Below are 12178 nucleotides of genomic sequence, written 5' to 3'. Positions count from 1 at the left end.
GAATCGGATCGGGCCTGCTACGAGTGAGGCGGGCTCCGCCGGCCGCGTTGGACTGATGGGAAACAGCATGAGCGAGACAAAACCGTCCTCGAAACCATCTTCCCTTGGCGAAGAGATCGTGGCGCGGATCGATCAGCTCGCGACGATCTCCGAGACGCCGGAGCATCTGGCGCGAATCTTCCTCACCGACGAGCATCGCAAGGCAGCCGATCTCATCCTGTCCTGGATGCGCGAGGCCGGCATGAGCGCGCATCTCGATGCGATCGGCAATGTCTGCGGCCGCTACGAGGGCGACCGGCCGGGCCTGCCGGCGCTGATGCTCGGCTCGCATTACGACACCGTGCGCGACGCCGGCAGATGGGACGGTCCGCTCGGCGTCATCACCGCGATCGCCTGCGTCGCCGATCTGAACCGGCGCGGCAGGCGACTGCCGTTCGCGATCGAGATCGTGGGCTTTGCCGACGAGGAGGGCGTGCGCTTCGCCTCGACCCTGCTCGGCAGCCGCGCGGTCGCCGGCACGTTCGACGAGAGCGTGCTCAACACGCGCGACCGCGCCGGCACGTCGATGCGCGACGCGCTGATCCAGTTCGGGCTCGATCCCGATCATATCGGCAAGGCGGCGCGCGCCCGCCGGGAGCTGCTCGGCTATGTCGAGCTGCACATCGAGCAGGGCCCCGTGCTGGAAGAGAAGGCGCTGCCGGTCGGCGTCGTCACCGCGATTTCGGGCGCGACCCGGCTTGCCGCCAGTCTCACCGGCGTCGCCGGCCATGCCGGCACGGTGCCGATGAAGCTGCGGCGCGATGCGCTGGCGGGCGCTGCCGAATGCATCGTTGCGATCGAACAGTTTTGCAGGTCCGACGAACAAGGCCTCGTCGGCACCGTCGGCTATGTTAACGCGATGCCGGGCGCCACCAATGTGATCCCGGGCAAGGTGTCCTTCACCATGGATATCCGCTCTCAGAACGACACGCATCGCAAGCGCGTCGTCGCCGACATCGTGCGGCAGATCGAGGCGATCGCAAAACGCCGCGACCTCGCCTTGCAGATCGACGTCACCCACGAGAACCGCAGCGTGCCCTGCGCGCCGTGGCTCAAGGCGCAGATCGCCGAGGCCGTCGCGGCCGAGGGCTATGCCGCGTTCGAGCTGCCGAGCGGGGCGGGGCATGACGGGATGGCGATGGTGGATGTCGCCGATATCGGCATGATCTTCGTGCGCTGCCGCGGCGGGATCAGCCACAATCCGGCCGAGCATGTCGAGCTCGCCGATGCCGACACCGGCGCGCGGGTGCTGCTGCGCGTCGTCGAGAATTTTCGTCCGCACGTTGCAGTGAATAGCTAAAATTGTGCGCTTCGCAGGCCCTCGCTGAGGAGCGCTTGCTGTCCACGTTGCGTCAGCACGCCGCAGGCACCGGTCCAGGGGCCGCTGCCGGCCCCGTCCGTGCCTGATCCGGACAGATCAGACCACCGTTTCCGGCTCAGCTGGGCTATTTGCGGGCCGGGCGTGAAGCGCTAGACTTGGTGCAACGGGGGGTAGTGGACATGAGGTCGTCCGTCGTCCAGGACGTTCAGTTCCCAAAACAACCGGCGCTGCAGCTGATCTATGACACTGCACCGATCGGGCTCGCCTACCTCTCTCCGGATTGCCGTTACCTTCAGATCAACCAGCGTCTCACCGAGATCTGCGGCATTTCGGTCGAAGGTCATCTCGGGCGTACGGTGCACGATTGCGTGCCCGCGCTGGCTTCGGCCGTCGAAGGTATCGTTCAGTCGATCATGGAGACCGGAGAGCCCGTCACCGACGTGGAGGTTTACGGCCAGCGCCCCGGCCACAATGACGAGCGATGCTGGATCACGCATTGGCATCCGCAGCGCGAACCGAACGGGAGCATCGTCGGCGTCAACGTTGCGGCCGAGGAGATTACCGATCGCAAGCGCAGCGAACGCGAGATCCGCGCCGCGCGCGATGCAGCCGAGAAGGCCTTGCACCATCTGCAGGAGACCCAGGCGTCGCTGATCGAGGCGGAAAAGCTCGCGGCGCTGGGCCGGCTGGTGGCCGGCGTCGCGCACGAGATCAACAGTCCGGTCGGCACCAGTCTCACCGTCGCCTCGGTGCTGGAGCAGAAATGCGCCGACTTCGCTGCCGAGGCTGCGCGTGGCAAGCTGAAGCGATCCAGCCTGAGCGATTTCATCGAGGTCGTCGAAAGCGCCTCGTCGCTGCTGGTAGGCAACCTCAAACGCGCGGCGGACCTGGTGCAATCGTTCAAGCAGGTGGCCGTCGATCGCAGCTATTTCGACCGGAGCCAGTTCGATCTCGCCGCGGTGACCGAGCAGGTGCTCTCGAGCCTGCGTCCGGCCTTGCCGAAGAACAACCTGGCGCTTGACGTCGATTGCCCGCCCGGTCTTGCCATGAACAGCTATCCCGGCCCCTACGGCCAGGTGCTGACCAACCTGTTCGTCAATTCGGTGGCGCATGCGTTTCCGGATGGCAAGGGCGGCATCATCGCGATCCGGCTGCGCGCCTCAGGCGCGGACCAGGTCGAGATCCTGTTCGCCGACAACGGTTGCGGGATGGATCACGACGTGCTGCGGCAAGCCTTCGATCCATTCTTCACCACGCGCCGCGACATCGGCCGTATCGGGCTTGGTCTGCACATCGTTCATAACATCGTCACGAACCGGCTGGGCGGAGAGCTCAATCTCGACAGTGCGCCGGGCATGGGGACACGCATGCGGATCACGCTGCCACGGGTGGCGCCGCGGCGCGGAACCGATAGTTGATGCCCACAGGGGGCGTTGAGAAGGAAATGCTCCCCGGTTTTCGAGCCGGAAAACGTCCTTCCAAGTAACCGCCGCAAAAGGCATTCCACTACCCTTGCTTCAGCCCCCGTCGTCGCGACATTCTCAGGATATTCCTGATGGTTAGGACGATGAGCCAATCCGCATTCGATCCCTTCGGCGAGCCGGTCCCCGCAGTCGATCCTTCGATCGCGAGCGAGGGCGTGTCGAAATGGCTGAAGACCGCGGGCACCAGCGTGTTCTGGGTGCTGGTGGTCGGCATCGTGCTGGCACGGGCCGTCTATTTCGAGCCGGGCGTGTTCAGCTTCGAGCATGCCGTTGCCTGGGCGCAGGGTCTGTTCGCCGCGCTCTAGCCGCAGGTCCGCGCGGGGCCGTCCTGGCCCTTTGCGCCTCCCGAATGATCCCCTCGAACGCGACCGCCGCCGGCACGTCGAGCCGGCCGGGCGATTTCAGCTGCCAGAGCGTGCGCTCGATGTGGATGCCCTTGATCGGGATCACCTTCAGCTTTCCGAGCTTCACTTGATCGTCGATCGTCGCGATCGACACGATGGCGACGCCAACGCCGGCCGCCACCGCCTGCTTGATCGCCTCGGTGCTGCCGATCTCGAGTGTCCGCTGCGGCTCGACGTGGTGGGCCGCCAGCGCCTGCGCGACCACCTCGCGCGTGCCTGAGCCGGGTTCCCGCACGATCAGGATCTCGTCGTTCAGCGACCGGATGTCGATCGGCCCCGGGACCGCTGCGAAGCGATGATCCGGACCTGCGATCAGCGCCATCACGTCGGTGCGCCAGGCGTCGCTGATCAAATTCTCGTCCTCGACCGGCCCCTCGACCAGCGCGATCTCGATCTCGTGCCCCAGCATCAGCGCGGCGATGTCGCTGGTGTTGGCGCTGACGACGTGCAGATCGATGCCGGGAAAGGCGCGGTGGAACACGCCGAGATATTCCGGGATCATGTAGGTCGCAATCGTGGTGCTGGCACCGATCCGCAGCGAACCGCTGTCGAGGTTGCGCAGCGCCTGCAATTCGTCCTCGGCCGCGCGTTCGGCCGCGAACAGGGTCTCTGCATGCCGCGCCAGCGCCGCGCCCTCCCGCGTCGGCCGCACCCCCTTCGGCGTGCGGTCGAGCAGCCGGCAGCCGACCTGCAGCTCGAAATCCCGCACGCCCTTGGAGATCGCCGGCTGGCTGATGTGCAGGAGGTCGGCGGCGCGGGAGAAACTTCCGGTTCTCGCCACGGCCGCGAACAGGCGGAGCAGATGCAGGTTGAGGGACATAACTTCTCTCTATCGGGGCAGTCCGAAAATATATTAGCCAAGAGGGGTGTCATGGCGCATAAAATCTTCTCCGAAAAGAGGATTTTGTGCCGGAACAAGAACAAGACCAGGGGCAGAAGCAGGGGGCGCCGAGGCGCATATTCCAGCTCATTCCGGGGATTCTGCTCTGCGGGGCGGTCACCGTCATCTCGCTCGGCATCCAGGCCGCCGAGGAGCGCGTTTTCGACCATCCCTATATCGAGGCCCTCGTCGTCGCGATCCTGCTCGGCATGGCGGTGCGCACCGCCTGGGAGCCGTCGGCGCGCTGGCGCTCGGGCATTGCCTTCAGCGCCAAGCAGCTGCTCGAGGTCGCGGTGATGCTGCTCGGCGCCTCCATCAGCTTTGCCGCGATCGTGGCGTCGGGCGGGCTGCTGATCGGCGCCATCGCGGTGACCGTCGTGATCATGCTGGCGGTGAGCTATGGCCTCAGCCGGATGCTCGGGCTCAAGACCAAACTCGCGATCCTGATCGCCTGCGGCAATTCGATCTGCGGCAACTCGGCGATCGCGGCGGTGGCGCCGGTGATCGAGGCCGACGGCGACGACATCGCCTCGTCGATCTCATTCACCGCCATTCTCGGCGTGCTGATGGTGCTCGGCCTGCCGCTGCTGATCCCGCTGCTGAAGCTGACGGCGACGCAATACGGCATCCTCGCCGGCCTCACCGTCTACGCCGTGCCGCAGGTGCTGGCGGCGACCGTGCCGGCCGGCATCGTCTCGACCCAGATCGGCACGCTGGTCAAGCTGGTGCGGGTGTTGATGCTGGGTCCGATCGTGATCGGCCTCTCGCTGCTGGTGGCGCGGCGGCGCAAGGCCGGCGCCGCCAGGGAGGGCACTTCAAAGGCCGCCTCGATCAGCCCGTTCAAGCTGGTGCCCTGGTTCATCATCGGCTTCCTGGTGCTGGCCGCGCTGCGCTCGTTCCAGCTCGTGCCTGATATCGCGATCGCGCCGGTGACCAAGACGGCGGCGATCCTCACCGTCGTCTCGATGGCAGCCCTCGGGCTCGGCGTCGATGTGCGCGTGCTCTCGACGGTCGGCGGCCGCGTGACGGCGGCCGTCACGCTGTCGCTGATGCTGCTCTTGGGCTTGAGCATCGGCCTCGTGCATTTCTTCAAGTAGCGCCCGCCGTTTCGCTACTCTGCAGCCTTCGCAGTTTTACCGAATATCCGTGTCGGCGCAGCAAAGCCGCAGGACGTGCCGTCGGTGATCTTGACCTGATCTTCCCAGGGCAGGCGGAAGCGGCCGGACACCATGTCCTGCATGAATGTGTAGGGGCAATCCATCGCACCGCCCTTCACCGCGACATAGCCGCGGTGCCAGAGCTGATAGATGTTGTTCTCGACGCCCCAGTTGATCCGCGCCTCGCGCACGAGGTCGGGCCGCACCTCGGCGGTGATGATCTCGTCGGCCCGTCCCGTGGTCCCGTGCGCGATGATGCTGCCGTCGAAATTGACGATCATGCCTTCGCCCATCGAGTCGAACGACCCGTCCGAGCCGCACATGCAGACATTGGCCGTCACCATCAGGTTCTGGAACGCGTTGGCCTGGTTGGTGAAGCGCCAGCTGTCGCGGATCGGGGCGGTGTAGCCTGCGGTGCGGATCATGATCTCCGCGCCCTTGTAGGCGCATTCCCGCGCCATTTCCGGGAACATGCCGTCATGGCAGATGATCAGCGCGATCTTGGCGCCTTTCGGTCCGTCGATCACGGGAATGCCGATGTTGCCGGGCTCCCACGGCTCGACCGGAATCCAGGGATGGAATTTACGGTAGTACAGCTTGATATCGCCGTGATCGTCGATGATCAGGCCGGAATTGTAGGGGTTGCCGTGCGGGTTGAACTCCATGATGGAGAAGCAGCCCCAGATCTTGTTCTCGATGCAGGCCCGCTTGAAAGCCGCGACTTCAGGCCCGTCGAGCCGGCACATGATCTCCGGATTGGTATCCATCGAGAGGCCGTGCAGCGAGTATTCGGGGAACACGACAAGATCCATGGTGGCGAGATTGCGCCGTGCCTTGCCGACCATCCAGACGATGCGCTCCGTCTGCCGTGCCAGGTCGGACCTTGTCGCAACCACAGGCAACTGCAGCTGCACCAGTCCGATCACCACGCCATTTGGTGATTTGTTGAGACCGCCAAGTCCATTCATGCCTGTCCTCCCGCCTGTTTGAAATGGGCTGTCATTTCGCGAACGATGATCTTCGTTCGGTCGGGCTCCCAGCTAGCAACGATCATGCCAGCAAGATCGCAGAATGCGCAAATGCAGCGTACGGTCACATGCTGATCGGGATCGCCGCGATGCGCCGCATCATTGCGCGATGGCACGCGGTTTGCTTAATCAAATGCGGGCATTCTCGCATTCGGGGCGTGGGTCATGGCGAATTCAAGCGGGACAATCGCGGCGGAGCCGGAGTCGATCACGCTCGACTGGAGCAGGACCGCGCTCGTCATCATCGACATGCAGCGCGATTTCATGGAGCGAGGGGGCTTCGGCGAGACGCTCGGCAATGACGTCAGCCGGCTCGCCCGCGCGGTGAAGCCGATCGCCGCGGTGCTCGCGGCGGTGCGCGACGCCGGGCTGCTCGTGGTCCACACCCGCGAGGGCCATCTGCCCGATCTCTCCGACGCGCCGCCGGCGAAGCTCGAGCGCGGCGCGCCGTCGCTTCGGATCGGCGATCCCGGACCGATGGGACGAATCCTGATCCGCGGCGAGGCGGGGCACGACATCATTCCAGAGCTCTATCCGCTCGACAGCGAGATCGTGATCGACAAGCCCGGCAAGGGCGCGTTCTACGCCACCGAATTCGGCGACATCCTGCAGAAATACGGCATCGAGAATCTCCTGGTCTGCGGCGTCACCACCGAGGTCTGCGTCAACACCACGGTGCGCGAGGCCAACGACCGCGGCTACCGCTGCGTCGTGATATCAGACGGCTGCGCGTCCTACTTCCCGGAATTCCACGAGATGGGCCTGAAGATGATCAAGGCGCAGGGCGGCATTTTCGGTTGGGTCACCGATTCAGCCGCGGTGCTGGAGGCGCTCGCTGGCTAGAGGGCGAGGGGACGCGTCAGGGATATCGCCTTTGTGACCCAAAGCGGACTCTGGCGTGCACAACAAGCTTGACGCTATGGCCGTGCATCGCGTTTATCCTCCACATGAGCACGATCAAAGCAGTCTGCGTCTATTGCGGCTCCTCGCCCGGTCACGACGTTGCCTACGTCGAGGCAGGCGAACGATTGGGACACGCTCTTGCAGCATCGGGATTGACGCTGATCTACGGCGGCGGAACCCATGGTGTGATGGGCGCGGTCGCTCGCGGCACACTGAATAACGGCGGCAAGGTCGGCGCGATCATTCCGAGATTTCTCACAAACTGGGAAACGACGACTGATGCGCTCAAGATGTTCGAAGACTTGACGATCACAGACACCATGCACGAGCGCAAACACAGAATGTTCGAGCGTTCTGATGCCTTCGTGGCACTTCCGGGTGGCATCGGTACCGTCGAGGAAATCGTGGAAATCATGACTTGGGCCCAGCTTGGGCAGCACCGTAAGCCGATGGTCTTGGTGAACATCAAAGGTTTTTGGGCGCCGATGATGGCAATGCTGGACCACATACGCAGCGCAGGTTTCCTTCATAGGGACCACCTGCTTCAACCCATTATCGTTGATCGTGCCGAGGACGTAATCCCCGCGATTGTCGCGGCCGCTGCTAAAGAGAGCGCGTCCGAAGTCGGTGGTTCGTCGATCATCGACAAGATGTAGATTTCAGTGTCCTCAGACGTAATGGGGCCGGGTGCCATCGGCTTCCGCTATTGGCCTCAGCCGACATGATCGAGCGCGTGTCGTTTGTCCGCTTCTGACGGTAACGCAGGCGTCATTCGGCGGGCGGGTTTACGAGTACGCGCTCTAGCCGCCTTTCACCGCACCCGCCGTCAGTCCCGCCACGATCTGCCGCTGCGCCATCACGGTGAGCAGCAGCACCGGCGCCGTCACGATCAAGGCGGCGGCGGCGAGCGGGCCCCAGCTCAGCTGGTCGAACGAGATCATGTTGTAGACCGCGACCGGCAGCGTGCGGGTCTCGCGCCCGGCCAACACGATGCCGAACACGAAATTGTTCCAGGAGAAGATCACCGCGAGGATGAACGCAACCGCGAGCCCGGGCTTGGCGATCGGCAGCGCGACATGGCGGAACACCTGCCAGCGCGTCGCGCCGTCGATCAGCGCGGCTTCCTCCAGCTCCAGCGGCGTGGTCTCGAAATAGCCGATCATGATCCAGATCACGATCGGCACCGTGACCACGAGGTGGATGATGATCTGCGGCACCAGCGTGCCGAGCAGGCCGAGCCACTGGAACAGCAGGAACAGCGGGATCAGATACGACAGGCCCGGCGTGATGCGCGCGATCAGGATCACGATCGCCGATTTATGCGCCGCCATCCGCGCGATGCCGTAGCCCGCGGGCACGCCGACCAGCATCGCAAGCCCCGTGGCGCAGCCGGTGACCACAAGGCTGTTGCTGAAATAGGTCAGGAACCGGTTGGACGCGAACACGTCGGCATAGTTCTTCCAGGCAATATGCTCCGGAAAGAACACCGGCGGATAGGAGGCGTTGTCGATCTCGAATTTGAGCGACAGCGAGGCCATCCAGAGGAAGAACAGGATCGCCGGCGAGACGATGACGAACACCGACAGCCAAAGCCCGATCCGCCCGAGAATCTGGCGCGGGTTCATGCCTCGCCCCCGAGTTCAGATGTCCACAGCAGGCGCTTGCGCAAGTAAAGCAGCAGTGCCGCCAGCGCCACGATCAGGAGGAAGAACACCACCGCGATCGCCGAGCCGTAGCCGAGGTCGTAATAGACGAAGGCGACGCTGTAGAGATAGACGTTGATGGTCTCCGACGCCGAGCCCGGCCCTCCTTGCGTGATCGCGAAGATGATGTCGAAGCTTTTCACCGCGTCGATCATGCGGATCATGCCGGCGATGAACAGGAACGGCATGATCAAGGGCAGCGTGATGAAGCGGAACACCTGCCAGAAATTGGCGCCGTCGATCTGCGCGCTTTCATAGGGTTCGGTCGGGATCGCGGCGAGGCCGCCGAGCACGATCAGCATCACCAGCGGCGTCCATTGCCAGGTCTCGACCAGCACCAGCGAGGGGATCACCGTCGCGGGGTTGAACACCCAGAGCTGCGGCGGCAGCCCGACCAGCGACAGCAGATAATTCAGCACGCCGAGCTGCGGGTGGAACATCATGGTCCACACCAGCGCGATCGCCACCGGGGTCGCCATCATCGGCATGATGAAGATGCCGCGCAGGAAGCCGCGCGCGGCGAATTTCTGATGAAACACCACCGCCGTCAGCGTGCCGAACACCAGCGGCAGCACCACCGACAGCGCCGTGTAGGACAGCGTGTGCCCGACCGCCTCGACGAAGCGCGGATCGGTCGGCAGCCGCAAATAGTTGGCGAGCCCGACGAAGACGGTCGGCGAGCCGACCTTCCATTCCTGCAGGCTCATCCAGATCGTGAACACCCACGGAAAGATGATCACCGCCAGCACCACGACGAGCGCCGGGATCACGAACGGCCAGTACGACGGCGGACGCCATTCACGTGCCGGGGCGGCCTCTCCAGAGCCTGCGGCTCTGGATTCCTGCTTTGACGCGTTTTCTTCACGCGAACCGGTACCCACTTCGCTTGAAAACGCTTTGCCGGCCGCCGCCGGCTCAGTCTGAGTCACCACGCTCACGCTTTTTCGCTACGCTCCAGGATGGGGCGGAATTGCTCGTGCGCCTTCTTCAGCTCGGTGGCGGGATCGGCGCCCGACAGCGTCGCGGTCAGCGCGGCGCCGACGATGTCGCGGAATTCGGCGACCGGGATGATGACGGGCAGGCCGAGCTTCGAGATCTTGGCGGAGTCAACCACCGACTGCAGCCATTCCTTGGTCTTCACGCCCTTGGCGACCTCGGCATCGTCGACGATGGAGTTGCGGAACGGCACGCCGCCGCCGGCCTGCAGCAGGCGGGCGCCCTGTCCGCGCGAGACCACCCATTGGCAGAGCAGATAGGCGGCTTCCTTGTTCTTGCTCGCCGCCGCGATACCGACGCCGTCGCCATAGGTCGAGGAGAACTTGCCCTTGGGACCGGCGGGCACCAGCGTGTAGCCGACCTTGCCGACAACGCGCGAGGCGGCGGGATCTTCCAGCGGCGGCGCCCAGCCGTCGGCGTCGATCCACATCGCCGAGCGGCCTTGCGTGAAGGACGCCATCGACTCCATCCAGTTGAAGCCGGCGACGCCGGGAGGCGCGCATTTCGTCAGCAGCCGCTGATAGAGCTTGGTGGCCTCGATCGCCTCGGGGCCGTCGGTCAGGATGTTGCCCTTGGCATCGAGGAATTCGCCGCCATAGTTGAGATAGAAGTTGGTCCACATCGCCATGTTGGCGTTGCGCAGGCCACGGCCGACGAAGCCGTAGATGCCTTCCTTCGGATCGGTCAGCTTCTCGGCCGCGATTGCCATCTCCTCGAGCGTCTTCGGGACCTCGACGCCCTTCTTCTGGAACAACTCCTTGTTGTAGTAGAGAATGAAATAGTCGACCGACCATGGCAGCGACAGCATCTGGCCCTTGTCGTTGCGCGCATATTGCAGCCCGGCCGCCGAGAAATCGCTCTCGACAAGGTCCGGCGGCGTCATGCTCGGATCCTTGAGATAACCCGACATGTCGGCGAGCCAGCCGGCCTTCTCGAACTGCCGCTTCTGCACGTGATAGCTGAGGTGCACGACGTCGAAGCTCGGCTTGCCCGAGGACAGCTCGATCACGCATTTCTGGCGCTGCTGCTGCTCGGGGATCTGCTCCGACTCGACTTTGATGCCGGTCAGCTCGGTGAATTCCTTGATGTACTTTTGCAGATTGTCGCCGCGCGGTCCCTTGGCGAGGATCACCTCGAGCGTGGTGCCGGAATATTTCTTCCAGTTGACGTCGGCGCGGGCCGGAAACCCGGTCAATCCAACCGCGCCGGCGGCGGCGGTACCGGCCAGCATCTGCCGGCGCGAGATCAGGTGATGCGACATGTTTCTCTCCCTGGACGGTTCTTGTTTGGGAGAGATACTAGCGTCTCAACTTTCTGTGCCTAGTCCCACATGCGCGGCGCCGTTGCATAACGCTGCGCCGCGCATGGTATGGCAGCTATGCCTTGACGAAAGCGAGCAGGGTGCCGTTGCCGGAAGCCGGCGGCACGGTGATGCTGTTGCCGCTCTTCACGCCGGCTGAGCCCAGCGCCTTCTCGGTCGCGGCAAGATCAGCCGCGATCACGAGGCCGGCGCCGCCGCGATCGGGCAGGCCGTCCAGCGACACGCCAGGATAGCGCTTGCCGAGCTGATCCCTGGTCAGGAACACGAAGTCGGCGCGGTCGCCGCCGGACGGCACCGCAACCGCACCGTCGGCGTCGTTCCTGACGGCGACGTCGATCATCCTGGAGAGATGCGCGGCATCGGCTGCGGGATCGGGCGAGACCATCAGCACCTGCTTGAGGCGTTTTGCCCCATTGGCGTGCGTCATCAATTCGGGAATCCACACCGTCTCGCGGGTCTTGTGCTGGCAGGCGAAGATGCGGACGCCGCCGGGCGCCTCCGCGGTCGGCCACTGGAAGGTGCGGAATTTCGCCGCGGAGACCGTGCCATCAGGCAAGGTCACCGGGCGTTCGAAATCGGTCGGCCCGATCGGCGCATAGCCGCGCGCGCGGATCTCCTCGGCACCAGCAGCGGAATCCACCGCGGTGAACGCGATGCGTTCGATGCCTTCGCCGCGCTTCTCGAGGAAGGCGCGCGCCGGAGCATTGTGTTCGGTCGGCGTCAGCACGCCGAGCAATTCCATGTAATCGGGGTCGAACATGATGGTGTAATTGCCCGATCCCATATGCGCGCTATGGGTGCCGCGCGGCGACACGGTGAAGCCGAGCCGCTTGTAGTTCTCGGCCGCCTTGTCGAGGTCCTTCACCATGACTACGGCGTGATCGATTCCGATGACGTTCTTGAGTGCCACTTGTTGTCTTCCCGGCTGGAATAGGAGAGTAG

The 12178-nt window shown here is 64.3% G+C and carries 12 protein-coding genes; 6 read left to right on the top strand and 6 right to left on the bottom strand.

All coding sequences use genetic code 11. The features are described from left to right. Positions 1–67: 67 nt before the first annotated feature. The 3 genes from QA635_RS30060 to QA635_RS30050 all read left to right on the top strand — a co-directional run bounded on the left by QA635_RS30060 (position 68) and on the right by QA635_RS30050 (position 3149). Positions 68–1339: an allantoate amidohydrolase gene (locus tag QA635_RS30060; protein WP_283063123.1), complete on the top strand. Its 1272-nt coding sequence runs from the start codon at positions 68–70 to the stop codon at positions 1337–1339. Between the two features lie 200 nt (positions 1340–1539). Beyond that, positions 1540–2778: an ATP-binding protein gene (locus QA635_RS30055; protein WP_283063121.1), complete on the top strand. Its 1239-nt coding sequence runs from the start codon at positions 1540–1542 to the stop codon at positions 2776–2778. Between the two features lie 137 nt (positions 2779–2915). Continuing rightward, positions 2916–3149 (top strand): hypothetical protein, encoded by a 234-nt coding sequence (locus tag QA635_RS30050; RefSeq protein ID WP_051003272.1) that lies wholly within the window; start codon positions 2916–2918, stop codon positions 3147–3149. On the opposite strand, the gene QA635_RS30045 is transcribed toward QA635_RS30050, so the two are convergent. Further along, a complete protein-coding gene (locus QA635_RS30045) occupies positions 3097–4068 on the bottom strand; it encodes a LysR family transcriptional regulator (protein ID WP_283063120.1) in 972 nt (323 codons plus the stop codon). The two genes, QA635_RS30050 and QA635_RS30045, sit on opposite strands and share 53 nt — an antisense overlap. A gap of 86 nt (positions 4069–4154) precedes the next feature. Here QA635_RS30045 and QA635_RS30040 point away from each other — a divergent pair, with 86 nt between their 5' ends. Beyond that, positions 4155–5225: a YeiH family protein gene (locus QA635_RS30040; RefSeq protein ID WP_283063118.1), complete on the top strand. Its 1071-nt coding sequence runs from the start codon at positions 4155–4157 to the stop codon at positions 5223–5225. Positions 5226–5239: 14 nt separating this feature from the next. Here QA635_RS30040 and QA635_RS30035 read toward each other — a convergent pair whose 3' ends face one another. Further along, positions 5240–6253, bottom strand: coding sequence for a formamidase (locus QA635_RS30035; RefSeq protein WP_283063117.1), 1014 nt, complete (start codon positions 6251–6253; stop codon positions 5240–5242). A 225-nt stretch (positions 6254–6478) separates the two neighbouring features. Here QA635_RS30035 and QA635_RS30030 point away from each other — a divergent pair, with 225 nt between their 5' ends. Both QA635_RS30030 and QA635_RS30025 read left to right on the top strand, forming a co-directional pair. After that, complete coding sequence (locus QA635_RS30030; protein ID WP_283063116.1) at positions 6479–7156, top strand: cysteine hydrolase family protein; 678 nt, start codon at positions 6479–6481, stop codon at positions 7154–7156. A 104-nt stretch (positions 7157–7260) separates the two neighbouring features. Next, positions 7261–7872, top strand: a complete 612-nt coding sequence (locus QA635_RS30025; protein WP_283063114.1) for an LOG family protein — start codon at positions 7261–7263, stop codon at positions 7870–7872. 144 nt (positions 7873–8016) lie between these two features. On the opposite strand, the gene QA635_RS30020 is transcribed toward QA635_RS30025, so the two are convergent. The 4 genes from QA635_RS30020 to QA635_RS30005 form a co-directional block, all read right to left on the bottom strand. After that, positions 8017–8841: a carbohydrate ABC transporter permease gene (locus QA635_RS30020; RefSeq protein ID WP_038383999.1), complete on the bottom strand. Its 825-nt coding sequence runs from the start codon at positions 8839–8841 to the stop codon at positions 8017–8019. Next, the gene (locus QA635_RS30015; protein ID WP_425249209.1) at positions 8838–9800 is read right to left on the bottom strand and encodes a carbohydrate ABC transporter permease; all 963 of its coding nucleotides are present in this window, start codon (positions 9798–9800) and stop codon (positions 8838–8840) included. The genes QA635_RS30020 and QA635_RS30015 overlap by 4 nt, the downstream gene beginning before the upstream one ends. Before the next feature lie 53 nt (positions 9801–9853). Next, positions 9854–11176: an ABC transporter substrate-binding protein gene (locus QA635_RS30010; protein ID WP_172648325.1), complete on the bottom strand. Its 1323-nt coding sequence runs from the start codon at positions 11174–11176 to the stop codon at positions 9854–9856. 115 nt (positions 11177–11291) lie between these two features. Beyond that, positions 11292–12146, bottom strand: a complete 855-nt coding sequence (locus tag QA635_RS30005; RefSeq protein ID WP_283063112.1) for a VOC family protein — start codon at positions 12144–12146, stop codon at positions 11292–11294. Between the last annotated feature and the right edge of the window lie 32 nt (positions 12147–12178).

Origin of the sequence: Bradyrhizobium brasilense (genome assembly GCF_029714345.1) — a bacterium.
GTDB classification, from domain to species: domain Bacteria; phylum Pseudomonadota; class Alphaproteobacteria; order Rhizobiales; family Xanthobacteraceae; genus Bradyrhizobium; species Bradyrhizobium australafricanum.
The sequence above is the reverse complement of the archived record's forward strand: the minus strand, read 5'-3'. Positions and strand labels throughout refer to the sequence as shown.

Excerpts from the sequence above, each read along its gene's own strand:
- QA635_RS30055 (WP_283063121.1), top strand. The coding sequence starts at position 1,540 with ATGAGGTCGTCCGTCGTCCAGGACGTTCAGTTCCCAAAACAACCGGCG.
- QA635_RS30050 (WP_051003272.1), top strand. The coding sequence starts at position 2,916 with ATGGTTAGGACGATGAGCCAATCCGCATTCGATCCCTTCGGCGAGCCG.
- QA635_RS30020 (WP_038383999.1), bottom strand. The coding sequence starts at position 8,841 with ATGAACCCGCGCCAGATTCTCGGGCGGATCGGGCTTTGGCTGTCGGTG.
- QA635_RS30010 (WP_172648325.1), bottom strand. The coding sequence starts at position 11,176 with ATGTCGCATCACCTGATCTCGCGCCGGCAGATGCTGGCCGGTACCGCC.
- QA635_RS30060 (WP_283063123.1), top strand. The coding sequence starts at position 68 with ATGAGCGAGACAAAACCGTCCTCGAAACCATCTTCCCTTGGCGAAGAG.
- QA635_RS30025 (WP_283063114.1), top strand. The coding sequence starts at position 7,261 with ATGAGCACGATCAAAGCAGTCTGCGTCTATTGCGGCTCCTCGCCCGGT.
- QA635_RS30030 (WP_283063116.1), top strand. The coding sequence starts at position 6,479 with ATGGCGAATTCAAGCGGGACAATCGCGGCGGAGCCGGAGTCGATCACG.
- QA635_RS30045 (WP_283063120.1), bottom strand. The coding sequence starts at position 4,068 with ATGTCCCTCAACCTGCATCTGCTCCGCCTGTTCGCGGCCGTGGCGAGA.
- QA635_RS30035 (WP_283063117.1), bottom strand. The coding sequence starts at position 6,253 with ATGAATGGACTTGGCGGTCTCAACAAATCACCAAATGGCGTGGTGATC.